Raw genomic sequence first — 24,519 nt, 5'->3', positions numbered from 1 at the left:
CTTTTTTTATATCAAATCTCTTTATATAAAACTTAGTTCTATAAAGGAAAGTGAAAAACGTTATTAGGATTAAAATGAATAAATTGTAAAATGATTGAAAAACAAAACTGGCTAGAAGCACTCAAGAAAGACTTAAAGTAGCTATTAGAAGATGATTGAGAAGATATTTTAGATAATTATCGAGAGCAAATTTCTTAGATGTTAGCTGAAGGAACTATGGAAGATCAAATTTTACAACGTTTAAGTTCACCTAAAGACGTGACTAAAGAAGCTAAACAAGCACTTGGATATGATTCAAAGTTCAATTTTAATCAAGAACAAGTGATTAATCATGTCAAAAAAGGAGTTAATGCAGCTATTAATTAATTGAATGAGGCTAAGAGAAGTAATGGGAAGCCGACCTTAGAACAAGTTCTTTTTATCACCTTGAGTGCAATATTTTTAATAGTAGCTTTTTCAGTAGATTGAGCTGGTTTAGGATTCATTGTTTGGGGGAATGAAGCTTTTACCGTATCATTTTTATTGATTCACTTTACGTGGTCATTATTTTTTTGCTGTTGAGTATTAGTATATTATTGGTTAATACCCAAATTACACTTTTCTATGGACTATATGTCCTTGGACGCTACTTCATCCGTCATTTTAAATACATAGGGGGGAGATTTCATGAAAAAGTATTTAATCTATTCAATTGTGTTAGCGGTGATTCTTTTTGTTGGAAGTTTAATCACTTTGATGATTTATGAGGTCACGAAATTGCCAGATAGTTTGAATCGTATAATCACAGAAGTAGAGGAGTTTACAAATCATGAATTCCAATTAGATTTCAATAAGAAGTTCACTTCAAATTTAACGTATGAGACCGGCTTAGATGGTCAATCTATTTATGAAAGTCAATATTTTTGGCAAGGTATTCAGTTAGATATTGAGGCAGATTTAGTGAATGCAGATGTTACGGTGCAAAAAACAGATGGCGATCACATAGAAGTAGCGATTGAGACGAAGGTTCCTGAGCGTTATCGAATTGATTTTGATGGAAGAGAACTACAAATCAAAGAGAAAAAACAAGTTAGATTTTGGTTGTTTGGGTGGAATAATTATCAGAAAGCACAAGTAGTCATTAAAGTACCGACAGAATCAGTAGATGTGAACCTAGAAACAATCAACGGTGATGTAATGATTGAGTTATCAGGGATAGATTTAGCAGCCTCAACAGTAAACGGTGATGTAACCATTTCTCACTCAGCATTTACTCAAGCAAACCTTTCGGTAGTAAATGGAGAGATTTTTGTAACCGATAGTAATGTTAGTAATGTTTTATGTTTACAGACTGTCAATGGAAGCTTAGACGTTGAACGTGTCAAGGCTGACCGATTTATTGCTGAAACGGTGAAGGGTGATTTCTTATTATCAGATATCTCAGGTCGTGGGTTATCTACTTCAACGGTCAATGGCGACTTTAGTGGGTATAATATCTACCTGAGTGAGATTGCGGTTGACAAATTAAATGGAAGCTTTAAGTTAGTAAATGAAGATTCAACCTATCAAATTCAATCGCTAAAACTTTCAGGGCTACAGAAAAATCATGAAATTCAAGCAAATATTTTAAATATCAGTTATAATTAAAGATGAATCATTAAGAGCAATATAGGAGTGGATTATATGCGTGAAAATTATTTAAGTTGGGATGAATACTTTATGGGAATAGCATTACTTTCAGCCATGAGAAGTAAAGATCCTCAAACACAAGTAGGTGCATGTATTGTTAATGAAGATAATCGCATTGTTGGGATTGGTTACAATGGATTTCCACACGGATGTTCAGATGTTGAATTCCCATGGGAACGTGAAGGTGAGTTTCTAGAAACTAAATATCCCTATGTGGTTCACGCAGAACAAAATGCAATTTTAAATAGTACAACTCGTTTAAAAAAATGCCGATTATATGTCTCATTATTCCCGTGTCATGAATGCGCAAAATATATTATTCAATCTGGAATTGAGGAAATTATTTATATGAGTGATAAGTATGCGCATACTGATAGCACCCTTGCTTCAAAGCGAATGCTAGATGCAGCGGGAGTGAAGTACCGTCAAATGAAAGAAGTTAAAATTACTGTTGAAACAGAAATGAAATAATTTTTTAAAAGCATGAATTTGATGCCACTAGAAAACTAGTGGCTATTTTTTTATTAGTCATTGAATAAGGTACGATTAATAAAGGTTATGGAAATTAATCTAAAAAAGAATGGCATAATAAAGGGGATATTGACTAATGAAATTAGAGCTTTACTCATCTTTTTATGACCGATTAAAAGGTAAACTTAATTTTTCACCGTATGATAGCAGTTTCAATGATTAAAGTGCAATGATAGAATCATGAATCTTCACTGCATTATTTAAGAAGGATATTGATAAAACATACAGTTGAAAAAAAGTTAATAATTAAGATATAGAAAAGAGCAAATGAATGGTATCAGCTTAGCTGTGAATTCATATTTATCATGATTATCCTTATAAAATAAGATGGGGGGAAGGTGTAGATAGATACTTTGTTTGTATAAGAGTTGAAATCTAAATAGAATGTGTACCCAACCCATTTTAAGAATCAGAAAGAGGTGATTATTTATTCCAAAAATAGTAAAATAGACTTATGTATTGATGTTCTTTTTATCAAAAGAATAAGGAGAGATGAAAAAGTATTAAGAAGTGCTTTCCACAATAGGGAAATATTATATACAAAAATAGAATTGTTTGTTATAATGTTAAAATGTCAAAATAAAACGAATACTAAAGGAGTAGTGAGATAAATGTGGCTTGTTTTAGCGATTGTCGCTGTGACGATTATCGTCGATCAATTAACTAAATTTTTAGTTGTGAAATACATGACCCTAGGTCAATCTATTTCAGTGATTGATAACTTTTTATATATCACCTCTCACCGAAATGAAGGTGCAGCATGGGGAATCTTACAAGGGAAAATGATTTTCTTTTATGTTGTGACATTAGTGGTCATTGGTTTGGTTATCTTATGGATTAGAAAATTAGATATAAAAAAAGAAAAGTTGCTAGTGATTGCCTTATCATTAATTTTAGGTGGTGCATTAGGAAACTTCATTGACCGCGTGATGTATCAACATGTCGTTGACTTCATTAATACGTATATTTTTGGTTACGATTTCCCGATTTTTAATATTGCAGATAGTGCCCTATGTATTGGGGTATTCTTAATGGCTGTGGATGCCATTTTAGATATTAAACGTCACTCACAATCATAGATTTAAAAGCTTCATTTATTCCTACACCAGTGTATCGACATAAAGAAATAAAATTGCAACAAGATAAGTAGTAAATGCTTAAATAGTTTTCTGCTTTGTGAAAGGATGGGCGTTTATGGAACAAGAAACAGTCTTAGTACCAGAAGAATTAGTAGGTGTGCGTTTAGATAAAGTGTTAAGTGAATTATTTAGCGATTTATCACGTTCATATATTCAACAATTAATTAAAGATCAACAAGTTTTAATTAATGGAAAAAATGAAAAAGCAAATTATAAATGTCGTTTAAACGATCAAATCGATATTACTATTCCAGAACCAGAAGCATTAGATGTTGTTCCTGAAGAAATGGATTTAGACATTGTTCATGAAGATGATTATGTGATTGTTGTCAATAAACCATCTGGAATGGTCGTACATCCAGCACCAGGTAGCATGAGTGGAACATTAGTTAACGGTTTAATGGCTCAAGCTAAAAATTTATCTGGAATTAATGGCGTATTACGTCCTGGAATTGTCCATCGTATTGATAAAGATACATCAGGATTATTAATGGTAGCTAAAAATGATTTAGCTCATGAATCGTTAGTGAATCAATTAGTGGAAAAAACAGTGACTCGTCGTTATATTGCCCTTGTACATGGTGTTATTCCTCATGATAATGGAACGATTGATGCACCAATTGGTCGTGATCCAAAAGATCGTAAGAAAATGACAGTTATTGAAGGTGGAAAACATGCAGTCACTCACTTTAAAGTGTTAAGACGTTTTAAAGATTTTACCTTAATTGAATGTCGTCTTGAAACAGGGCGTACACATCAAATTCGTGTCCATATGAAATACATTGGATATCCATTAGCGGGTGATCCACAATATGGTCCACGCAAAACAATTGGTGGGGAGCATGGTCAATTTTTACATGCAGCAATTTTAGGATTTGATCATCCAAAGACCGGGGAGTATTTAGAATTCTCAACGCCACTTCCTTCATATTTTGAGGAGGCACTTGAGAGTCTTGAAAATTTAGGATAGGTATAGGTGATTTAAACATGAGCAATCAAGGTGTGATGAAAGAAATACGAATTGATATTCAAAGTGAGCTTGCCATGAATATTATTAATTATCTCATAGTTGAGGAAAATTACGTTTATGTAGGTAATGAACGAGATATTTGGTTAGAAAACTTATCTCATCCAACTGTTCAATTGATTTATATCAATCAACGTAATCTCTTTAATGAACATCAAGCCACTCAATTCTTTAATCAGGTAGATGCTGTTCGTTCACGTGTTCGTCGTCGATACTTAATGGGAAGATTAAATGTCATTATCCTTAATTTAGACCAATATAGTTCACGTTTTCTAGAGTCTCATCGTAAGTATCTTAAGATTGTTCATGTTAATCAGCCGAGTGATTTAAAACAAGATGTGGAATTACAACAGTTATTCCCACATTTAAAAGAAGCACAGTTAGAACGTTCAATGATTGAGTTGATCCCTCTCATGCAACAAGCCACGAAAGAAAAAGCAATGAAGGTAAAAAAAATGCTAATGTTTCAAAATAAATCATTTATTACATACGGATTTATTGTGTGTTTAATTGCTATTTTTGCTTTTTTACAGTTTAAACCGATTAATGAATGGTTTGCTGCTGTTGCGATTGATTATGGTGCTAAGTATAATCCACTCATTTTAGCAGGACAGTATTATCGTTTAATAACACCGGCTTTTTTACATTTAGATTTAATGCATTTATTGTTTAATCTTGTCTTTATTTATCAATTTGGAAGAATGGTTGAGCATGTATTTGGATGGTGGCGAATGTTAGTTATCATCATTGGATCTGCGATTTTTGGAAATTTATGCAGCTATGCCTTTATTGATGGATTATCCATTGGAGCTTCAACCGTTGCCTATGGCTTGCTTGGAGCGTTATTGTTTCTTGGAATCGAAAGTCGTAAAATGTTTATGCATTTTGTTCGAACTCTTGTGCTACCGATTTTATTATTCTCAGTCATATGGATATTTTTAGAACCTAATATTGATTTTTATGGACATTTGGGAGGCTTTTTAGGAGGATTCTTAATTGCAAGTATTACCGGATTACCCAAACATAAATATTACTTATCGCGTACGATATTAGCAGGTGCCACTATTCTTGTCTTGTTAGTAGGATTATTTAATCGTGGTGCTGCAATTACTAAACAAACAGACTATACGCTGTATAATAGAGCTATGATTGCTTATTATTATCAAACGGATCAACTTGAAAAAGCTGAACAATTTATAGAAACTCTTCAGTTAGATTTTAATGAACTATTTAAAAAATAATTTTAAAAGAGCTCAACTTGATGTGAGCTCTTTTTATATGTGCCCGTATTTACCGCCCTTTGTCAACAATATAAAAAGACTGTACTAATTAAAAAGTAGTATAACAAAAAGTACCTTATCGTATAGGCTTTTTTCTTGGTCTATATCATAAGGTACTTTTTAATTAGATTAGTCTATATAGGAATAGAAATATATTTTATACCAAGATATCCTATAGTCTTGTTAAAAGTTTTTATGTTTTGGAAAACTGATTGGGATTTATATATTTTTATTTTAAGATTTTATTCGTATTTGCAAAGTGCCATTTAGTTAATTCTTTGAGTTTTTCTGGTCCAAATTGTTGAACAAAACGACGTCCAGCTACATCAACTGGATTTCCAGCTCCTTTTGGTAAATCAAAGTTTAACTTTTTACTCATGATATTCATATATTTAACAAATGATGCACGAGCCAAAATTGAAGCAGCGGCGACTGCAACATGAACTGACTCTCCTTTTTGGATAAAATGGAGATTTTCTTTAATAATCGTTGGTTGTTTGGGTAATCCTTTTAAATAGTCAAAATATTTTCTTTCATTCACAAATTCATCCATAATCAAATATGAGGGATAGTGAGGAAGTGAATTTGTTAACTTAATCAACGCTTGGTTATGTAAGAACGCTTTAATCGAGTTAGCATTCATTCCTCTATCGACCATCGTATTATATTTTTCATTTGGAAGAATCAGCACCTGATGGGCAATAAGAGGCTCAATTTGTTTAGCTAGATCACAGATTTCTGGATCTTTTAATGCTTTAGAATCTTTAATTCCCATTGTTTGCAATTTAGAAATGAATTCTTCTGGGACATAAGCACAACAAACAACAAGTGGACCAAAGTAATCACCCGTTCCGACTTCATCACAACCAATTGCACTTAAACTTGCGATATTCGCTGGAAGTTTTGAGCTGGATGTTTTAGCTTTAGCAGTCGCTGCTTGAGTTGTCGTTTGCCACTTTTGAGCTTCTACCTCAGGTGCTTTTCCTTGAAAGACAACCTTTTTACTTAAATAAGCTGTGATGGTACAGTTTGAGGTTTTCGCTTGGAATAATGTATGATTTGGTACTTTAATAATTTGATTTGTATAGTGTTGATACATTTTTTCTAACATTTGTTGAGAGACTGTAAGTGTAATTGTTGAAGCCATCTCATCACCAACCCTTCTTTATGATATTATGATTTTAACAGAAAACGAAAAAATTTCCTATTATAAATGAGAGAAGAAAGGTTGGATTTTTATAGGTTTATGCTTTTATGGTGGGAATGAAAACTTGAGGTGGATTGGCCTTAAAATAGTGTTGAAGTGCGAAAAATATAAGAAATTGTCTCTATTTTTTTTAGAGTCATTTGTTTTACGATAGAACGTCTTGTGTCTTGAGAACAATACTAGGTTTTTAGAATGTTTTGTGTTAAAATAATAAAGATAAAATTTTTGCATTTTTTAGGCAGTTGGAGTGAGATTAATGAAACAGGCCATTCAAATATTAGAATTTAATAAAATTAAACAAACGGTAGATTCATTATGTGCTTGTTCACTCGGACAAAAGCGAGTGGAGTATTTAAGCCCATCCATTGATGAGAAACAAGTGGAGTATTCGTTAAATCAGTCGGATGAAGCGTTAAAAATTATTTTAGCCTTGGGTGAAGCCCCATTAGGTGGGGTCACAGACATTACAGAAGCCATCAAACGAGCTAAAATTTCTGCGATGTTGAGTGCTCAAGAATTATTAGGGATTAGCCGTTTATTATACGCGGTTTCACAATTGAAAACTTTTTCAGAACGTTTAAATGAAATTAAAGTAGACGCCCCAATTTTCTCGTCTCAAGTGAATAGTTTAGTCTCATTAAATAGTTTACAGACAGCAATTAATGATTGTATTGATGAAACAGGGTACATCTTAGATAGTGCTTCATCTGAATTAAGAAATATTCGTCGTTCGATTCAAAGTACGGAAGCCCGTATTAAAGAAAAGTTAAATCACGTCGTCTCAGAACGTCGTAATAAATTAACAGATGGGATTGTTACCATCCGAAATGAACGTTATGTTGTACCTGTTCGTGCCGAAGCTAAAAATACATTTGGTGGAACCGTTCATGATCAATCCTCATCAGGAAATACTTATTTTATTGAACCAAAAGAAGTTGTTGATTTAAATAATAAATTACAAGAGTATCATGTGGAAGAGCGCCGTGAAATTGAACGTATTTTACGCGCTTTAACGGAAGAAGTGAAAAAATTCGTTGACGCGTTGGCTGTTAACGTAGAGGTGTTAGGTGAAATCGACTTCATGTTTGCCAAAGGAAAATATGCACGTTTGATTAATGGAACACGTCCAAAAATGAATACAAAAGGAATCATCCGTTTAGTTGCGGCACGCCATCCACTCATTGATCAAAAAGTCGTTGTTCCTAATGATATTGAATTAGGAGATGAATATACAACGATTGTGATTACAGGTCCAAATACAGGAGGAAAAACTGTTACCTTAAAAACGGTTGGTTTATTAACTTTAATGGCACAAGCTGGACTTTTAATTCCAGCTCATGAAACATCACAATTAGCAATCTTTGATCATGTATTTGCTGATATTGGTGATGAGCAAAGCATTGAACAAAGTTTATCAACTTTCTCATCACATATGACAAATATTGTTCGAATCATGGAACGTTTAACGGTGAATAGCTTAATTTTATTTGATGAGTTAGGGGCAGGAACCGATCCAAAAGAAGGAGCTTCTTTAGCTATTTCTATTTTAGATTATGTGAAGGTTCGTGGTGCAAGAACCATTGCGACTTCCCATTATCCGGAGTTGAAAGCATATGCCTATGAAAATGATGATGTCATTAATGCGTCAGTGGAGTTTAATATTGAAACATTATCGCCAACCTATCGTTTATTAGTTGGGGTACCAGGTCGTTCAAACGCGTTTGAAATTTCAAAACGTTTAGGGTTAAAAGAAGCGATTTTAACAACAGCTCGTGCGTATGTTGAAACAGAACGTACGGAAATGACTGATTTAATTACGAAATTAGAAGATCGTGGTTTAGAATTAGATCATGAAATTCAATTATTACAAAAACAAAATCAAGAAGTAGAAGAGATGCGTCTTGATTATGAACGTAAGATTGCAAAGTTTGAAGCTGAACGAGAACGTGTCTTAGAAGAGATTAAAAAGGAAGCTTTTGAAAATATCCGTCAGGCAAAAGAAGAGGCAGAACAAATTGTAGCGGATTTACGTCAAGCAAAGAAAATGGCTGACTTAAGTATTAAAGATCATGAACTAACAGAAAAACTAACGTCGCTTAAAAAATCAGAAGCCAAACAAGCAGAGCAGTTTAAACGTAAAGCACGTAATAAGGCTCCACTAAAAGCAGGAGATGAAGTCATGGTACTTTCATTAAATCGTCAAGGAGAACTGATTGAGAAAACAAAAAATGGTGACTGGATGGTTCAACTTGGAATGATGAAAGTAAACATTAAAGAAGAAGATTTAGAATATTTACGTCAATCAGTGAAGAAAAAAGATTCAGGCAAAGGTAAAATGATTCATAAACGTAACACAAACGTTGGGATTCAACTAGACTTACGTGGGGAACGTTATGAGGATGCGATGTTACGTTTAGATAAATATATGGATGAAGTCCTGTTAGCAGGATATCAAACCGTGACAATCATTCATGGGCATGGAACGGGAGCTCTTCGCCAAGGGGTTCATAAATATTTAAAGAAAAACAAACATGTTGCTTCATTTAGATTTGGTGGTGCTGGTGAAGGTGGTACAGGAGCAACTGTGGTTGAGTTAAAATAATAATTAAAGACATAGGATTGCCTATGTCTTTTTTTATACCAAATTATTAAGTTACTGCGTAAATTTATCCAAAAATTCCCTGAAGACGCTTGAGGTTTATGTTAAAAAATGGTATATTACATTTAGACAAGAAAAATCGTATAGAGGTAGCGGTGCATCAGAGTATTATCCGGAGTCGGCAGACAGTGAAAGATAGGAAAGGTAATCATCGCCGAAAGCTAGCATTGGCAGATGCTTAGCTTGGGGTTGCAGGGAATACCTGTAACACTCCTTCAGAAATGAAGTGGAGCTATTAATCAAACGAACTTTAAAAAGTAAGTCGTGTTTAATAGCACGACTTTTTTTGTTGAAGAAAATCAAAAGGGGAGAATGATTGATATGAAAAAGTTTATTGGAGTTTTAGCATTAGGTTCGTTGTTAGTTGGCTGTGGAGCAAACGGAGCAAATTCAGAAGATCAATTTATTGTAGGAATGGAGTGTAATTATGCTCCATTTAACTGGCAAACAGATAAGGAAACGGAAACAGCTGTTTCAATTGGTGGAGCGGGATTATGTGATGGTTATGATGTAAGAGTGGCCTCACAAATTGCAGATACACTGGGGAAAGAATTAGTTGTTAAAAAATTAGATTGGGATGGATTACAGCCAGCACTTCAATCAGGAGAAATTCATGCCATTATTGCAGGGATGACAGCGAATGAAGAACGTGAACAAGGAATTGACTTTACAACACCATACTTTGAATCAGAAATGGTTATGATAGTTAAAAAAGATGGAAACTATGTGGATGCCACTTCCATTAATGATTTTAGTCAAGCTAATGTCATCGGACAAATGAATACAAATTATGATGAAATCATTGATCAAATCAAAGAAGTGAATCACTTAACGCCACGCTCAAGCTATCCTGAATTAGTTCAAACCCTATTATCAGGAGAGTCTGATGGAATCACAGCTGAATTACCAGTTGCCGAAGGGGTTGTCCAAGCAAATCCAAGTTTAACGATTGTTCATTTTGCTGATGGGGAAGGATTTGATGTAGATACATCTGTATCAATTGGGTTAAAAGAAGGAAGCCGCGGATCAGATTTCTTTAATAACGTACAAGCTGCTTTAGATCAAATTTCTGAAGCGACACGTCAGGAATGGATGAATGCTGCACGCGAAACAGCGCCAACAGGAGAGTAAGAGGGTGTTTATGATGTTTCAAGTTGATTTTTTTGAGAAAGCTTTTGATTTATTTACAAATAATTTTAATTTATTTTGGTATGGGATTAAAATTACATTATTATTAGCCTTATTGGGAACAATATTTGGATTAGTTATTGGTCTTGTTTTAGGAGGGATTCGTGCCATTGCCATCGAACCTCGTGATTCGATGGGAGTTAAGGCTATAAAAAAAGTATTACATTGGATTGTGGGGTTGTATGTGTGGTTCTTTAGAGGAACGCCGATGATGGTGCAAGCAATGTTTTTATATTATGCCTTAAGACCTGTCCTTGGGTGGGATGCGATGACAGCAGGGATTGTAATTATTTCTGTGAATACGGGTGCTTATATGGCGGAGATTATTCGTTCTGGGATTCAATCCATTGATAAGGGGCAAATTGAAGCTGCACGTAGTATTGGAATGACGAGCTCGCAAACCATGAGGTACATTATTTTACCACAGGCCATCAAAAATTCATTCCCATCTATCGGAAATGAATTTATCGTTAATATCAAAGATAGTTCGATGCTAAATGTCATTGGGGTGATTGAAGTTTTCTTTCAATCACGATCAGTAGCTGGTAGTGCGATGTTATATTCAGAAACATTTTTTATTACTTGTTTGATTTATTTAGTGTTGACAACGATTACGGCGCAAATTTTGCGATTTATTGAGAAAAGAATGAATCTGCCTAAAACATCTTTTCCAGCGTCACAAACTGTACCTAATACGCTTGACTAAGGAGGATCATAGTGGAAGCGAATCATATTATTGAAATCCATCGTTTGAAAAAACATTTTGGGAATTTAGAAGTTTTAAATAACATTGAGTTTCATGTAAAAAAAGGAGAAGTTATTACAATTATTGGATCAAGTGGAAGCGGGAAATCAACTCTTTTACGTTGTATTAATTTATTAGAGAATCCAGATAGTGGAGAAATTTTATATTACGGAAAAGATATTTTAAAGGGAAATATTAATATTAATCATCATCGAACAAAAGTGGGAATGGTATTTCAAAGCTTTAATTTATTTCAAAACAAGACGGTTTTGGAAAATTGTATGATTGGTCAAACTAAAATTTTAAAACGAAGTAAAGAAGAAGCGAAAGAAAAAGCGATGTTTTATTTAAAAAAAGTGGGAATGGAGCAATTTGCAAACTGTAGTAGTACACAACTATCAGGAGGGCAAAAGCAACGTGTTGCCATTGCGCGGGCCCTTTGTATGGATCCAGAAGTGTTATTGTTTGATGAACCAACTAGTGCACTCGATCCAGAGATGGTTGGTGGTATCTTAGATGTCATGAAACAGTTAGCGGATGAAGGATTAACGATGATTGTGGTAACACATGAAATGGGGTTTGCAAAAGAGGTTAGTGATCGTGTGGTCTTTATGGATAAAGGGGTTATTGCTGAAGAAGGCACACCTGAGCAAATCTTCATAAATCCAACGCAAGAGCGTACAAAAGAATTCTTACATCGTTATTTATCTAAGAGCCTTTAGGAGAGTTATTCAGTTCATATTTTTTAATGACAGGTATGATGAAACGATCTATAAAATTCATGTTTTTGAAAATTTTAGTTCATGCTCTTGTGGATACATTCTGATAAATGTGAGATAATATGGGGGAAAGTGCAAATTATTTGTAATTTCATGGAAATGTGCTATACTAAAGTATAGAAAAAGGGTATAAAAGGAGGAATGAACATGTCAGTCATTCATGCAACAGAAGAATCATTTGCTCAAGAAATCGCAAGTGGATTAGTATTAGTTGACTTCTATGCTGATTGGTGTGGACCATGTAAAATGATTGCACCAGTTTTAGATGAATTAGCAACAGAGTTAGAAGGAACAGCAAAAATTGTTAAAGTAAACGTAGATAACTGTCCAGCAGTTGCAGCTGAATATAAAGTAATGTCAATTCCAACATTAATTTTATTCAAAGATGGACAAGCAGTTCAACAAACAGTAGGTTTCCAACCTAAAGCCTCATTATTATCATTAATTGAAGCAAATAAATAATGAAATTTTAAAAAGAGGGTACACTATGCATTGTACCTTCTTTTGTTTTATTATCAGCCATTGTCTATCTCGAAAACATCTGATTTGAGTTTGTATAATAAAGATAAAAAACAAAAAAATTAGCACTATAGTGTTGACAGTGCTAATAGAGTTTTATATAATGGTATTAGCACTTAGGGTTAATGAGTGCTAAAAGAGGTGTTTACATTGCTAACAGAACGTCAAATATTAGTTTTAAAGGCAATTGTAGAAGAGTTCATACAAACTGCACAACCAGTTGGTTCGCGAATCCTTTCTAAAAAAGAGGAATTAAACTTCTCTGCTGCAACCATTCGTAATGATATGGCAGATTTAGAGGATTTGGGATTTATTGAAAAAACTCATACATCGAGTGGTCGCGTGCCAAGTCAAAAAGGCTATCGCTATTATGTAGATTTCATCGTAAATCAAGAACCGATGGAGACAACACCAGAAGTAGGAATATTTAGACAATTGTTAGATCAAAAACAATTTGAACGTGAAACAACGATTAAAGAAGCTGTGAAGCTCTTATCGAGTTTGACTAACTACACATCGATTTTACTTGGACCTTCTAGAGATTATAGTCGAGTGAAAAAAATTCAACTTGTTCCAATCTCAGAACGTCAAGCGGTGTTTGTTTTGATTACAGATCAAGGCCATGTAGAAAGTCGAACAATTACTCTTCCAACTAATATTGATATGACTAGAATGGAAAGCATTATCAAAGCACTCGATGAGTTATTAGTAGGAGAATACATTGGACATGTTCATGAAAAATTGACAGAAAGTTTTGAACATCAATTACATGATTTTATTTCTTATAAAGAAGAAATTATGTATGCGATGCTACAACTTTTAACCCAGTCATTAAATCAACAAAATTATATTTTGAGTGGGAAGTCAAATATTTTAAAACAACCTGAATTTAACGATTTAGATAAAGCGTATCATTTATTTAATATGATTGAAGCTGATGAAATTGTTAAAGTAATAGAAGCCGACGAAGACGGCCATCAATTAACGGTTAAAATTGGACAAGAGAATGAGATTAAAGCGATGGAGAATTGTACGCTAATTACAGTTCCTTATCAGATTAGTGATCATGAATTTGGTAAAATTGCGGTACTAGGTCCGACCCGAATGGAGTATCGTAAAATTATTCCACTTCTTGAACAAGTTGCTCGAATCATGTCTGATTTATATAAATAGGAGGTGGGACGATTGAATAAGGATGCCCAATCAGTTGAGGAATTAAATGAAGAAAATGTGGAAGCTGTAGAATCAACGTGCTGCCAAGAAGAGTGTGAAGCAACAGAAACAGTTGAAACAATCTCTGAAACTGAAAGTTTAAAGCAGCAAATTGAAGAGTTAAAAGATCAATTGCTACGTAATGCGGCAGAGCTTGAAAACTTCAAGCGTCGTATGAATGAAGAACGTGCACGTGAAGTAAAGTATCGTTCGCAATCAATTGTAACAAATATTATTCCAGCAATTGATAACTTCGAACGTGCATTATCAAGTACGGTTGAAGATGAAAATACCAAAACATTTTTAACAGGATTTAAAATGATCCATGCTCAATTAGTAGATGCTCTTAAACAAGAAGGAGTAGAAGTAATCGAAGCAGAGGGTGTCGCTTTTGATCCAACAGTACACCAAGCAGTGATGCAAGAAGCTGTAGAAGGTGTAGAATCAGGAATGGTATTACAAGAGTTACAAAAAGGATATAAGCTAAAGGATCGTGTGATCCGACCATCAATGGTAAAAGTTAGCGAATAATATATATTAAGGAGGATGAATCTCTATGGGTAAAATTATCGGTATCGACTTAGGAACAACAAACTCATGTGTTTCTGTAATGGAAGGTGGAGAGGCAAAGGTTATTGCTAATCCAGAAGGAGCTCGTACAACACCATCTGTTGTTTCATTTAAAGGTGAAGAACGTCAAGTTGGTGATGTGGCTAAACGTCAGGCAATTACGAACCCAAATACAATTATGTCAATCAAACGTCATATGGGAACAAACCACAAAGTGACAGTTGAAGGGAAAGAATATACACCACAAGAAATTTCAGCAATTATTTTACAAAACTTAAAAGCGACTGCTGAAGCTTACTTAGGTGAACCAGTAACAGAAGCTGTTATTACAGTACCTGCTTACTTTAATGATGCTGAGCGTCAAGCGACAAAAGATGCTGGACGTATCGCTGGTTTAGATGTAAAACGTATTATTAATGAGCCAACTGCGGCTGCATTAGCATACGGATTAGATAAAACGGATAAAGAACAAATTATCTTAGTATATGATTTAGGTGGAGGAACATTCGACGTATCTATCTTAGATTTAGCAGATGGAACATTCGAAGTATTAGCTACAGCAGGAGATAACCGCTTAGGTGGAGATGACTTCGACCAAGTGATTATTGATTGGTTAGTTAAAGAGTTCAAATCAGAAACTGGTGTTGATTTATCAGCAGATAAAATGGCAATGCAACGTTTAAAAGATGCAGCTGAAAAAGCGAAAAAAGACTTATCAGGGGTAACTTCAGTCCAAATTTCATTACCATTTATCTCAATGAATGCCACAGGTCCTTTACACTTAGAAAAAACATTATCTCGTGCACAATTTGATGCGATGACTGCACCATTAGTAGAACGTACAATGGGACCAGTTCGTCAAGCATTAAAAGATGCAAAAATGACAGCTAATGACTTAGATCAAGTATTATTAGTTGGTGGATCAACTCGTATCCCAGCAGTTCAAGCAGCGATTAAAAATGAATTAGGAAAAGAACCTAATAAAGGAGTAAACCCAGATGAAGTAGTAGCAATGGGTGCTGCAATTCAAGGTGGAGTGTTACAAGGTGACGTTAAAGACATCTTATTATTAGACGTAACTCCATTATCATTAGGTATCGAAACAATGGGACAAGTTATGACAGTATTAATCCCTCGTAACACAACAATCCCAACTTCAAAATCACAAGTATTCTCAACTGCAGCAGATAACCAACCAGCAGTAGATATTCATGTTTTACAAGGTGAACGTCCAATGGCAAGCGATAATAAAACATTAGGACGCTTCCAATTAGGAGATATCCCACCAGCACCACGCGGAATCCCTCAAATCGAAGTAACATTCGATATCGATGCAAATGGTATTGTAAATGTTAAGGCAAAAGATTTAGGAACACAAAAAGAGCAACGTATCACAATCACTTCAGGATCAGGATTAACTGACGAAGAAATCGATCGCATGGTACGTGAAGCTGAAGAAAATGCAGATGCAGATGCTAAACGCAAAGAGCAAGCAGAACTTCGCAATGAAGCAGAACAATTAATCTTCGCAGCTAAAAAATCAGTGACTGAATTAGGGGATGAAGTAACTGCAGAAGAAAAAGCAAATGTTGAATCTGGTGTTGAAGCATTAGAAAAAGCATTAAGCGAAGGAAATGTAGATGAAATTAAAGCGAAAAAAGAAGAACTTGAAAAAGTGGCTCAAGAATTAGCAGTTAAAGTTTATTCAAAAGCAGCTGAAGCTGGGCAAGCCGCTCAAGGTGGAGCAGAATCAGGTGACGATTCAGTAGTAGACGCTGAATATAAAGAAGTATAATAAAAAAGTAAAAAGTCAAAGTCTACTATGACTTTGACTTTTTTTTATGGTATAGTTAGGAAAGTAAAAGAAGGAGGGTAAAAAGGCATGGCAAAACGTGATTATTATGAAGTCCTTGGGGTTTCAAAATCAGCAAGTGATATCGAAATCAAACGTGCTTATCGTAAATTAGCGAAACAATACCATCCCGATGTTTCAACAGAGGAAAATGCAGAAGAGAAATTTAAAGAAGTTCAAGAAGCTTATGATGTGTTAAGTGATGAACAAAAACGTGCTGCATATGATCAGTTTGGACATGCAGGAGCAGAAGGCTTTGGTGGACAAGGTGGATTTGGTGGCTTTGGAGGCTTCGGCGGTGCCGGAGGATTTGAAGACATTGGTGATATTTTTGAAAGTATGTTCGGCGGAGGATTTGGTGGCTTTGGCGGAGGTGCCAGTCGTCGTAATCCAAATGCTCCACAACGCGGAAATGATTTACAACAAGCCATTACTATTTCATTTGAAGAGGCAGCCTTTGGAACAACGAAAGAAATTTCAGTTAATCGTGAAGAAGAGTGTACGAAATGTGGTGGAAGTGGTGCGCGTTCGAAAGATGATGTGGAAACATGTTCACGTTGTAGTGGAAGCGGTCGCGTAACTGAAGTTCAAAATACGATTTTAGGTCGCGTGCAAACACAAACTGTTTGTCCAGATTGTCATGGAGCTGGTAAGAAAATTAAACATAAGTGTGATGCTTGTCATGGTCGTGGAACAGTTAATAAAACAAAAACAATTGAAGTCAAAGTTCCTGCAGGAATTGATGATGGACAACAAATCCGCTTAAGTGGACAAGGTGAAGCGGGACGTAATGGTGGTCCAAGTGGTGATTTATATGTCGCATTCCGTGTTTTACCACATGATTTCTTCATCCGTGATGGATACGATTTACGTTGTGAAATTCCAATTTCATTCTCTCAAGCGGCATTAGGAGCAGAAGTTGAAGTTCCAACGTTAAATGGTAAAGTAGCGTTGAAGATTCCGGAAGGAACTCAATCAGGGACTGAGTTTAGAGTTCGTAATAAAGGAATTAAGTACATTAACCGCGAAATGACGGGAGACTTATACGTTAAAGTTAAATTAGTCGTACCTAAAAAACTTAACCATCGTCAACGTGAATTATTACATGAATTTGATCAATTAGAAGATAAATCAGGATCAATTTGGGATAAGTTAAAAAAAGCTTTTAAATAATAATAAGGGTTGTGAGTTTTGTTCTCACAACCTTTTTTATACTAAAGATTTATAAATTTACAGAATTAAACAAAGAGACATAATTTTATGTTTGATTGATTTTGTGTTATAATTAGAAAATGAGAAAAAATAGCTATCGAGTCGAGAATTGTTATTTGATTGTTATAACAACTTGAATGGATAGTACGATAATTTAAAATGAGGTGACCATATGAACTGGTTAGAACTAAGTTTTCATACAACTCATGAGGCATTTGATTTAGTTAGCAATATTTTTATTGAAGCTGGTTCAAAGGGAGTACTAGTAGAAGACTCAAATACATTAACAGAAGCTCATGAAGATCATTTTGGTGAGATTTATCGCTTAAATCCTGATGACTATCCAACAACAGGTGTGGTTATTAAAGGTTACTTAGCGGTCACATCAGATATTGAAAATCAATTAGAGTTTGTAAGAACGCAATTATTAAATTTAAAACTGGATCATTATGACCATAATAAATTGGAGATTAAAATGTTAGATGAAGAAGATTGGGCGAATAGTTGGAAAAAGCATTATAACCCAATCGAAATCACTAAGACATTAGTCATTAAGCCATGTTGGTTAGAGCCAACAACGGATCCATCGGTCGTTGAAATTATGTTAGATCCAGGAATGGCCTTTGGTTCGGGAACACACGAAACCACACAACTTTGTCTAGAATTAATCGAAAAATATGTGAATTCTCAACAAGTTGTGGTCGATGTTGGGACAGGGTCAGGAATTTTGGCAATTGCAGCGTCAAAACTTGGGGCGAAGTCAGTTTATGCCGTCGACTTAGATGCGATGGCTGTGATTCGTGCGAAAGAAAATATTGAAATGAATCATTGTCAAAATATTTTAGTTGAAAAAAATAATTTAATTGATGGAGTAGGTGCTTTAGGGCAACAACCAACCTTAATGGTAGCTAATATTTTAGCCCCTATTATCATTAATATGTTAAGCGATGTTGAAAAAGTATTACCGGTTGGTAAAACATTTATCTGTTCAGGAATTGTCGATCATGAAAAAGACGCAGTGGTACAAGCATTAAATGCTCATCATTTTACAGTAACTGAAGTAAAAGAGAAGAATGGATGGGTTGCTATTGTGGCAATCTATAATGGTTGCAAGTAGTAATTGTAAATAGAGAATAATCAGTCATTGGAGGCAATGGAATGCAACGCTATTTTTTAAACAATACTCAATTTCAAGGGGATGGTGCCATTATTACGGGTGATGATGCGCATCATATGTCACGTGTCATGCGTATGGAGCCAGGTGATCAAATTATTGTATGTAATGAAGATAAAGCGTGTCACTTTGCAACCATTAAGCAAATGAATGGACAAGAGATTGAAGTTACATTAGACTCTGTAATTGAAGCACAAACAGAGCTTCCAATTGAAGTGACAATTGCACATGGGTTACCAAAAGGTGATAAATTTGAATGGGTCATTCAAAAGGCAACGGAATGTGGGGCTAGTGAGTTTATTCCACTTAATATGGAACGTTCAGTTGTAAAGTTAGATGCGAAAAAAGCGAGTAAGAAAGTAGAACGTTGGAATAAGATTGCCAAAGAAGCAGCAGAGCAATCGCATCGACAAATGGTTCCGACAGTTACTGATGTTTATACATTTAAGCAATTATTAGATCGAGCTTCACAATATGATGTTTGTTTATTTGCCTATGAAGAAACAGCAAAACAAGGGCAGTTAGCGCAGTTAAAGCAATCACTAAGGGAGATTCAAACGAATGGTAAGATGCTAGTAGTGGTTGGGCCTGAAGGTGGAATTAGTGAAAAAGAAGAGACATTATTACTACAATCAGGATTTAAACCTTGTGCGTTAGGGCCACGTATTTTAAGGACGGAAACGGCACCGATTTATATTTTAAGTGCCATTTCGTACGCATTAGAATTATAAAAGACAACAAGAGTATGGAAAGGATTGATTTTGATGCCAACTGTAGCATTTCATACCCTGGGATGTAAGGTAAATCATTACGAAACAGAAGCGGTATGGGAATTATTTAAAAACGAAGGTTATGAGAAAGTAGACTTTAAAGAAGTAGCAGATGTATATATCATTAATACATGTACAGTGACAAATACGGGAGATAAAAAGAGTCGTCAAGTGATTCGACGTGCGATTCGTCGTAATCCAGAAGCCGTGATGTGTGTGATGGGATGTTATGCGCAAACGAAACCAAAAGAGATTATGGATATTGATGGGGTGGATATTGTCATCGGGACACATGGTCGTGATCAAATTCCAGCCTTAGTACAAAAATATCGTGAAGAGCGTCAACCTATTTCACAAATTCAAAATGTCTTTAAAGTGGATGGATTTGAGACTTTAAATGTCACACAATTCTCAGACCGTACACGTGCCACATTAAAAATCCAAGATGGATGTAATAATTTCTGTACATACTGTATCATTCCATGGGCACGTGGAACTGTTCGTTCACAAAAACCAGAAGTCGTGATAGAACAAGTTAAACAATTAGTTGAACATGGACATTGTGAAGTAGTTTTAACAGGGATTCACACAGCTGCCTATGGAGAAGATTTAGAAGATTATAGCTTCGGTAAGTTATTACAAGACTTAATTGAGATTGAAGGATTAAAACGTATCCGTATTTCATCGATTGAGGCATCAGAAGTAACAGATGATGTCATTGCAGCGATGAAGAAATCGGATAAAATTGTAAATCATTTACATATGCCAATTCAAGCGGGTTCAGATACGATTTTAAAAGGGATGAAACGTCCATATACGTTAGCTGAGTTTGAACAAAAAGTGACTGAATTACGTGAGTTATTTGATAACTTAGCGATTACAACAGACGTGATCGTTGGATTCCCTGGTGAAACAGAAGAATTATTTAATGAAACATTAGAAACAATTAAACGTATTGGATTCTCTGAGTTACACGTCTTCCCTTATTCAGTTCGTAATGGAACACCAGCTGCACGTATGGAAAACCAAGTGCCTGAACTTATTAAGTCAATGCGTGTGAATCAATTATTAGCATTAAGTGAGCAATTAGCTAAAGAGTATGCAAGTTCATGTGAAGGGAAAGTGTTACAAGTCATTCCGGAAGAAGTCTCTCATACAAATGAAGGGTACTTAGTTGGGCATGCTAGTAACTATGTGAAAGTTGAGTTTAAAGGGACACCTGATCTCATTGGAGAGGTTGTACCAGTTAAAGTTGTGAAAGCAGATTATCCAATCTGTCAAGGGGAAATGGTTAAGTAACAGTGAATGAGAGGCGATGGCATGGATATTAAGTTATTATTTGATGTAGATTTTGATTTGAAAGTGACGGGAATCTCAACTGATAACCGTCTTGTTCAACCAGGTGATTTATTTGTCTGTATTAAGGGGTATACAGTTGATGGTCATCGCTTTGCAAAACAGGCAGAAGTTGCGGGAGCAGTTGCTATTGTTTGTGAGCAATCGATTGAAAATATAGGGATTCCACAAATCATTGTGGCAGATACAAAAGCTGAGTTACCTCGTTTAGCCCATTTAATCTTTAATAAACCGACTGAAAAGTTAAATTTATTTGGGTTAACAGGAACAAATGGTAAAACCACGACGGCCTATATTTTAGAACATTTACTAGGTGGATTTGAGGGAAATGTTGGTTACATTGGAACGAATGGAATTCGTTATGGTGAGGTATTTATAGAACCGAGAAATACCACTCCTGAACCATTAAGCTTACAACAAACGTTTAACAACATGGTTGAAGCCGGTGTTCAAAATGTAGCGATTGAAGTTTCATCACATGCATTAGAACTTCACCGCGTGGATTACTGTCGCTTTAAAGTTGCATTATTTACGAATTTAACACCCGAACACTTAGATTTCCACCCAACAATGGAAGAATATTTTGAAGCAAAATATAAATTATTTACAATGTTAACGCCGGATGGTTATGGAATTGTGAATCTTGATGACGAATATGGGATTCAACTAGTGAATCGACTTAAAGCGGCTCAGCAACGTTTCTATACGTATGCCATTGAAAAGGATGCTGACTTTAGAGCGTTAGATGTGAGGATGACAACATCTGGGACGACCTTTACTTTGAAATCACCAGTAGGTCAGTACGAAGTGAAAACACCATTACTTGGAACATTTAATGTGCATAATGCATTAGGTGCTATGGCTTCGGCTTATGCAGCGGGAATGCCAATGGAACAAATCGTCTCATTGATTGCAAAATTATCGCCTGTTGATGGTCGTATGGAGATTATTAATGAGGGACAGGATTTTACAGTTATTGTGGATTATGCTCATACACCTGATGGGGTAGAGAAGGTTTTAGAATTTGTGAATGATATTAAACAAAGTTCTGTTAAAGTCGTGATCGGTTGTCCAGGTGACCGTGATCGTACAAAACGTCCCGTGATTGCAAAATTATCTGTGGATTATGCGGATGATGTCATTTTTACAACGGATGACCCTCATTCAGAAGACCCAGTCGATATCTTAAATGAAATGACACAAGGAATGGAAGAGAGTCATTATGAAGTCATTGTTGATCGTATTAAAGCAATTGAAGCAGCGATTAATAAAGCTCAGAAAAATGATATCGTCTTAATTGCAGGTCGTGGTCATGAAAAGGTTCAATATTGGAAAAGTGGAAATATTGAATTAGATGATCGTGAAGTAGCAAAAGAAATTTTACGTAAAAAACTTCAAATTGGATAAAAAAGTGTTCCTCGATTGAGGAACACTTTTTTAATGCTTTTTCTGACGTAATTTTTTCTTGAATTTTTTAAATTGTGGGAGTAGTTTGGTCCAAGCGAAATAACCGATTGGATCGATGACGTAATCAAATTCCCCAATGAACTCAGTAAAGTCTCCGCCAAATCCCTTTTTAAAACGATATAGACCGTATAGTGGATCAGACTCGTCTGTTTTTCCGCTGATTCCAAAGAAGTCATAGATTTCATAGCCAGCTTTTTTAGCTTCGGTGAAAGCTTGCCACTGAATATAATAGTTAGGCATGAATTCACGATACACATTATCACTTGCTCCGTATAAGTACCATGACTTGTTACCAAAGTAAGTGGCAATAATTCCTGACATGGTAATGCCAGCAGGATGTTCTTCATATAATTTTTGAAGCTCTTCTTTTTGTTGCGTTAAGTTATTTAATTTATTTGCTTCAGGTTCTAATCTATTTTGAAGTTTTTGGCGTTTTTTCTCATTTAACTCTTTATTTTGAAGTTGAGTCTGTAAATTAGAAATTGATTGTTCCGTTTGCGCTAATTCTTCTTCAATATTTGCTAAAGCCTGTTCTGTATTTAATTTAGCTAAGTAAAGTTTACACATTCCATTTGGTGCTAAAGTGTCATACATGTCTTCGAAATAAGAGAGAGGACGTGTTAAGAACCCATCGCGTTCACCAGTGACACGCATAATGGCTTCAAACGTTTTTAAATCTTCACGATTTCCTTCAACAATTTCAATTCCTTTTTTCTGAGCGACCTTAATGTTATAGCGTGTTTTAGAATGGCATCCTTGTAATAAGTCTTTTTCTGAAGGGGTTAAATCTAAACGGAATGTATAACGAGGTTGAATGCTAGAATCAAAGTCTTGAGTGAATCCAAGGTGACGATAGCCTAAGTTCGTTAAAGTTTGAAGAAGTTCATTATTTGGGACAGAACCTTCAACTTTTTCCCCATCAACTGTACGATCAACATATTTAATATCTGGATCAATTTTAATAAAGATTGCTTTTTTAGATTTGGCATATTGACGCATCGCTTCTGTGAATGTTTGGAGTAGTTGAGCATCATTAAAGTCGATAATATATCCGCGTGGGACATATAAGAAAGGACGTTTGATAATCGGAAGGAAGCGAATCAGGACAAGCGCTCCGGCAACTAAGTTTCCATCTGTATCTTCTAATCCGACGGTATCGAATGACCAGTCAGGTGATTTTGATTTGAAGACTCCCCATTCGTAGCTTTGTAAAAAGTGATTTTTTTGATGGCTGGCAGCAAACGTATTAAAACGTTCTGCTGATAAATTGGTCACAAATTTCATAAAACTCCACCTTTAAGTTCTTGTTTATCAATAATATTATTATCGTTTATTATTATAACATAAAATCATTTTAATGAATTTATTTTGTTTTGTTTACAGAACCCGATATATGTTGTATAATATTACTGTTAATCGTAGCGAAGCGGAAGGAGGGTTAGTGGTGGCTAAAACTGTAGTTCGAAAAAACGAATCATTAGATGATGCATTACGTCGTTTTAAGAGAGAAGTATCTAAAGTAGGTACCCTTACTGAAGCTCGTAAACGTGAATATTACGTTAAACCGAGTATCAAACGTAAACAAAAATCTGAAGCAGCTCGTAAAACAGCTAGCAAACGTAACAAATACTAATTTTTAAATAGGTGATTTCAGTGGCATTACTCGATCAATTAAACGCTGATATGAAAGAGGCAATGAAAGCGAAACAAAAGGATCGCTTATCTGTCATTCGTATGTTAAAAGCATCTTTACAAAATGAATTAATTCATTTAGGTGTAGCAGAGTTAAATGAAGAACAGGAATTAACTGTTCTGTCACGTGAAGTTAAACAACGTCGAGATTCTTTAAAAGAATTTAGAGATGCTGATCGTGAAGATTTAGCAGAAAAAATCGAGCAAGAGTTAGTGTACTTAAATGCTTATTTACCAGCACAACTTACTGAGGAAGAGATTAAACAACTAATATCTGAAACAGCTAAAATGATTAACGCAATCAATCCATCTGACATGGGTAAGTTGATGGGTGCAATCGTTCCTAAAACAAAGGGACGTGCAGACGGTGCCCTAGTAAGTACATTAGTGAAAGCTTACTTAAACCAAAACTAAAACACACATTTATGTGTGTTTTTTTTAATGAGTGAGATATTAAGGTTCTATAATATTT

The 24,519-nt window shown here is 35.0% G+C and carries 23 protein-coding genes and 1 riboswitch; of the genes, 21 read left to right on the top strand and 2 right to left on the bottom strand.

Annotated features, from left to right (window positions below; genetic code table 11):
• Positions 1-216: 216 nt before the first annotated feature.
• From NEH74_RS11195 to NEH74_RS11170, 6 genes are all read left to right on the top strand, one after another.
• A complete protein-coding gene (locus tag NEH74_RS11195; protein ID WP_156344103.1) occupies positions 217-366 on the top strand; it encodes a hypothetical protein in 150 nt (49 codons plus the stop codon).
• Positions 367-666: 300 nt separating this feature from the next.
• Positions 667-1,626, top strand: coding sequence for a DUF4097 family beta strand repeat-containing protein (locus NEH74_RS11190; protein WP_055243173.1), 960 nt, complete (start codon positions 667-669; stop codon positions 1,624-1,626).
• Positions 1,627-1,662: 36 nt separating this feature from the next.
• Positions 1,663-2,139 carry a deoxycytidylate deaminase gene (locus NEH74_RS11185; RefSeq protein WP_055243172.1) on the top strand — a complete coding sequence of 159 codons (477 nt, stop codon included), beginning with the start codon at positions 1,663-1,665 and terminating at the stop codon, positions 2,137-2,139.
• A 671-nt stretch (positions 2,140-2,810) separates the two neighbouring features.
• Entirely contained in the window at positions 2,811-3,278 is a 468-nt protein-coding gene (gene lspA, locus NEH74_RS11180; protein WP_055243171.1) for a signal peptidase II, read from the top strand.
• A 115-nt stretch (positions 3,279-3,393) separates the two neighbouring features.
• The gene (locus NEH74_RS11175) at positions 3,394-4,308 is read left to right on the top strand and encodes an RluA family pseudouridine synthase (RefSeq protein WP_055243170.1); all 915 of its coding nucleotides are present in this window, start codon (positions 3,394-3,396) and stop codon (positions 4,306-4,308) included.
• Positions 4,309-4,325: 17 nt separating this feature from the next.
• Positions 4,326-5,606, top strand: coding sequence for a rhomboid family intramembrane serine protease (locus tag NEH74_RS11170; protein ID WP_055275026.1), 1,281 nt, complete (start codon positions 4,326-4,328; stop codon positions 5,604-5,606).
• Positions 5,607-5,874: 268 nt separating this feature from the next.
• Here the strand turns inward: NEH74_RS11170 and rnhC are convergent, their stop codons facing one another.
• On the bottom strand, positions 5,875-6,792 hold the full coding sequence (gene rnhC / locus NEH74_RS11165) for a ribonuclease HIII (protein ID WP_055304657.1): 918 nt from the start codon (positions 6,790-6,792) through the stop codon (positions 5,875-5,877).
• A gap of 316 nt (positions 6,793-7,108) precedes the next feature.
• Here rnhC and NEH74_RS11160 point away from each other — a divergent pair, with 316 nt between their 5' ends.
• From NEH74_RS11160 to NEH74_RS11100, 13 genes are all read left to right on the top strand, one after another.
• A complete protein-coding gene (locus tag NEH74_RS11160) occupies positions 7,109-9,454 on the top strand; it encodes an endonuclease MutS2 (protein WP_055277451.1) in 2,346 nt (781 codons plus the stop codon).
• A 133-nt stretch (positions 9,455-9,587) separates the two neighbouring features.
• Positions 9,588-9,754: riboswitch (Lysine riboswitch) on the top strand.
• Between the two features lie 78 nt (positions 9,755-9,832).
• Positions 9,833-10,642 carry a transporter substrate-binding domain-containing protein gene (locus tag NEH74_RS11155; protein WP_055304675.1) on the top strand — a complete coding sequence of 270 codons (810 nt, stop codon included), beginning with the start codon at positions 9,833-9,835 and terminating at the stop codon, positions 10,640-10,642.
• Positions 10,643-10,655: 13 nt separating this feature from the next.
• Positions 10,656-11,405, top strand: coding sequence for an amino acid ABC transporter permease (locus NEH74_RS11150; protein WP_055277456.1), 750 nt, complete (start codon positions 10,656-10,658; stop codon positions 11,403-11,405).
• 11 nt (positions 11,406-11,416) lie between these two features.
• Positions 11,417-12,166 (top strand): amino acid ABC transporter ATP-binding protein, encoded by a 750-nt coding sequence (locus NEH74_RS11145; protein WP_055304659.1) that lies wholly within the window; start codon positions 11,417-11,419, stop codon positions 12,164-12,166.
• Positions 12,167-12,370: 204 nt separating this feature from the next.
• The gene (trxA, locus tag NEH74_RS11140; protein WP_055244841.1) at positions 12,371-12,685 is read left to right on the top strand and encodes a thioredoxin; all 315 of its coding nucleotides are present in this window, start codon (positions 12,371-12,373) and stop codon (positions 12,683-12,685) included.
• Positions 12,686-12,892: 207 nt separating this feature from the next.
• Positions 12,893-13,915: a heat-inducible transcriptional repressor HrcA gene (gene hrcA / locus NEH74_RS11135; protein WP_055244839.1), complete on the top strand. Its 1,023-nt coding sequence runs from the start codon at positions 12,893-12,895 to the stop codon at positions 13,913-13,915.
• A 12-nt stretch (positions 13,916-13,927) separates the two neighbouring features.
• Positions 13,928-14,485: a nucleotide exchange factor GrpE gene (gene grpE, locus NEH74_RS11130; RefSeq protein WP_055244837.1), complete on the top strand. Its 558-nt coding sequence runs from the start codon at positions 13,928-13,930 to the stop codon at positions 14,483-14,485.
• A gap of 25 nt (positions 14,486-14,510) precedes the next feature.
• The gene (dnaK, locus tag NEH74_RS11125) at positions 14,511-16,319 is read left to right on the top strand and encodes a molecular chaperone DnaK (protein ID WP_055244835.1); all 1,809 of its coding nucleotides are present in this window, start codon (positions 14,511-14,513) and stop codon (positions 16,317-16,319) included.
• 87 nt (positions 16,320-16,406) lie between these two features.
• Positions 16,407-17,549 (top strand): molecular chaperone DnaJ, encoded by a 1,143-nt coding sequence (gene dnaJ / locus NEH74_RS11120; RefSeq protein ID WP_055244834.1) that lies wholly within the window; start codon positions 16,407-16,409, stop codon positions 17,547-17,549.
• A gap of 211 nt (positions 17,550-17,760) precedes the next feature.
• Positions 17,761-18,705, top strand: coding sequence for a 50S ribosomal protein L11 methyltransferase (prmA, locus tag NEH74_RS11115; protein ID WP_055277445.1), 945 nt, complete (start codon positions 17,761-17,763; stop codon positions 18,703-18,705).
• Positions 18,706-18,746: 41 nt separating this feature from the next.
• Entirely contained in the window at positions 18,747-19,493 is a 747-nt protein-coding gene (locus tag NEH74_RS11110) for a 16S rRNA (uracil(1498)-N(3))-methyltransferase (protein WP_055277443.1), read from the top strand.
• A gap of 33 nt (positions 19,494-19,526) precedes the next feature.
• Positions 19,527-20,831 carry a tRNA (N(6)-L-threonylcarbamoyladenosine(37)-C(2))-methylthiotransferase MtaB gene (mtaB, locus tag NEH74_RS11105; protein ID WP_055244828.1) on the top strand — a complete coding sequence of 435 codons (1,305 nt, stop codon included), beginning with the start codon at positions 19,527-19,529 and terminating at the stop codon, positions 20,829-20,831.
• A 21-nt stretch (positions 20,832-20,852) separates the two neighbouring features.
• Positions 20,853-22,295, top strand: a complete 1,443-nt coding sequence (locus NEH74_RS11100; protein WP_055304661.1) for a UDP-N-acetylmuramoyl-L-alanyl-D-glutamate--2,6-diaminopimelate ligase — start codon at positions 20,853-20,855, stop codon at positions 22,293-22,295.
• 30 nt (positions 22,296-22,325) lie between these two features.
• Here NEH74_RS11100 and NEH74_RS11095 read toward each other — a convergent pair whose 3' ends face one another.
• Positions 22,326-23,639 carry a lipid II:glycine glycyltransferase FemX gene (locus tag NEH74_RS11095; RefSeq protein WP_055304663.1) on the bottom strand — a complete coding sequence of 438 codons (1,314 nt, stop codon included), beginning with the start codon at positions 23,637-23,639 and terminating at the stop codon, positions 22,326-22,328.
• Positions 23,640-23,799: 160 nt separating this feature from the next.
• Between NEH74_RS11095 and rpsU the strand changes: the two genes are divergently transcribed.
• Together rpsU and NEH74_RS11085 are read left to right on the top strand one after the other, a co-directional pair.
• A complete protein-coding gene (rpsU, locus tag NEH74_RS11090; protein WP_055244821.1) occupies positions 23,800-23,988 on the top strand; it encodes a 30S ribosomal protein S21 in 189 nt (62 codons plus the stop codon).
• Positions 23,989-24,008: 20 nt separating this feature from the next.
• Positions 24,009-24,461 (top strand): GatB/YqeY domain-containing protein, encoded by a 453-nt coding sequence (locus NEH74_RS11085; protein ID WP_055304665.1) that lies wholly within the window; start codon positions 24,009-24,011, stop codon positions 24,459-24,461.
• The last annotated feature ends 58 nt before the right edge of the window (positions 24,462-24,519 follow it).

This window comes from Turicibacter sp. GALT-G1, assembly GCF_025594995.1.
Classification (GTDB): domain Bacteria; phylum Bacillota_I; class Bacilli_A; order MOL361; family Turicibacteraceae; genus Turicibacter; species Turicibacter bilis.
The sequence above is the reverse complement of the archived record's forward strand: the minus strand, read 5'-3'. Positions and strand labels throughout refer to the sequence as shown.

Excerpts from the sequence above, each read along its gene's own strand:
- NEH74_RS11195 (WP_156344103.1), top strand. The coding sequence starts at position 217 with ATGGAAGATCAAATTTTACAACGTTTAAGTTCACCTAAAGACGTGACT.
- NEH74_RS11190 (WP_055243173.1), top strand. The coding sequence starts at position 667 with ATGAAAAAGTATTTAATCTATTCAATTGTGTTAGCGGTGATTCTTTTT.
- NEH74_RS11185 (WP_055243172.1), top strand. The coding sequence starts at position 1,663 with ATGCGTGAAAATTATTTAAGTTGGGATGAATACTTTATGGGAATAGCA.
- lspA (WP_055243171.1), top strand. The coding sequence starts at position 2,811 with ATGTGGCTTGTTTTAGCGATTGTCGCTGTGACGATTATCGTCGATCAA.
- NEH74_RS11175 (WP_055243170.1), top strand. The coding sequence starts at position 3,394 with ATGGAACAAGAAACAGTCTTAGTACCAGAAGAATTAGTAGGTGTGCGT.
- NEH74_RS11170 (WP_055275026.1), top strand. The coding sequence starts at position 4,326 with ATGAGCAATCAAGGTGTGATGAAAGAAATACGAATTGATATTCAAAGT.
- rnhC (WP_055304657.1), bottom strand. The coding sequence starts at position 6,792 with ATGGCTTCAACAATTACACTTACAGTCTCTCAACAAATGTTAGAAAAA.
- NEH74_RS11160 (WP_055277451.1), top strand. The coding sequence starts at position 7,109 with ATGAAACAGGCCATTCAAATATTAGAATTTAATAAAATTAAACAAACG.
- NEH74_RS11155 (WP_055304675.1), top strand. The coding sequence starts at position 9,833 with ATGAAAAAGTTTATTGGAGTTTTAGCATTAGGTTCGTTGTTAGTTGGC.
- NEH74_RS11150 (WP_055277456.1), top strand. The coding sequence starts at position 10,656 with ATGTTTCAAGTTGATTTTTTTGAGAAAGCTTTTGATTTATTTACAAAT.
- trxA (WP_055244841.1), top strand. The coding sequence starts at position 12,371 with ATGTCAGTCATTCATGCAACAGAAGAATCATTTGCTCAAGAAATCGCA.
- dnaK (WP_055244835.1), top strand. The coding sequence starts at position 14,511 with ATGGGTAAAATTATCGGTATCGACTTAGGAACAACAAACTCATGTGTT.
- dnaJ (WP_055244834.1), top strand. The coding sequence starts at position 16,407 with ATGGCAAAACGTGATTATTATGAAGTCCTTGGGGTTTCAAAATCAGCA.
- prmA (WP_055277445.1), top strand. The coding sequence starts at position 17,761 with ATGAACTGGTTAGAACTAAGTTTTCATACAACTCATGAGGCATTTGAT.
- NEH74_RS11110 (WP_055277443.1), top strand. The coding sequence starts at position 18,747 with ATGCAACGCTATTTTTTAAACAATACTCAATTTCAAGGGGATGGTGCC.
- mtaB (WP_055244828.1), top strand. The coding sequence starts at position 19,527 with ATGCCAACTGTAGCATTTCATACCCTGGGATGTAAGGTAAATCATTAC.
- NEH74_RS11100 (WP_055304661.1), top strand. The coding sequence starts at position 20,853 with ATGGATATTAAGTTATTATTTGATGTAGATTTTGATTTGAAAGTGACG.
- NEH74_RS11095 (WP_055304663.1), bottom strand. The coding sequence starts at position 23,639 with ATGAAATTTGTGACCAATTTATCAGCAGAACGTTTTAATACGTTTGCT.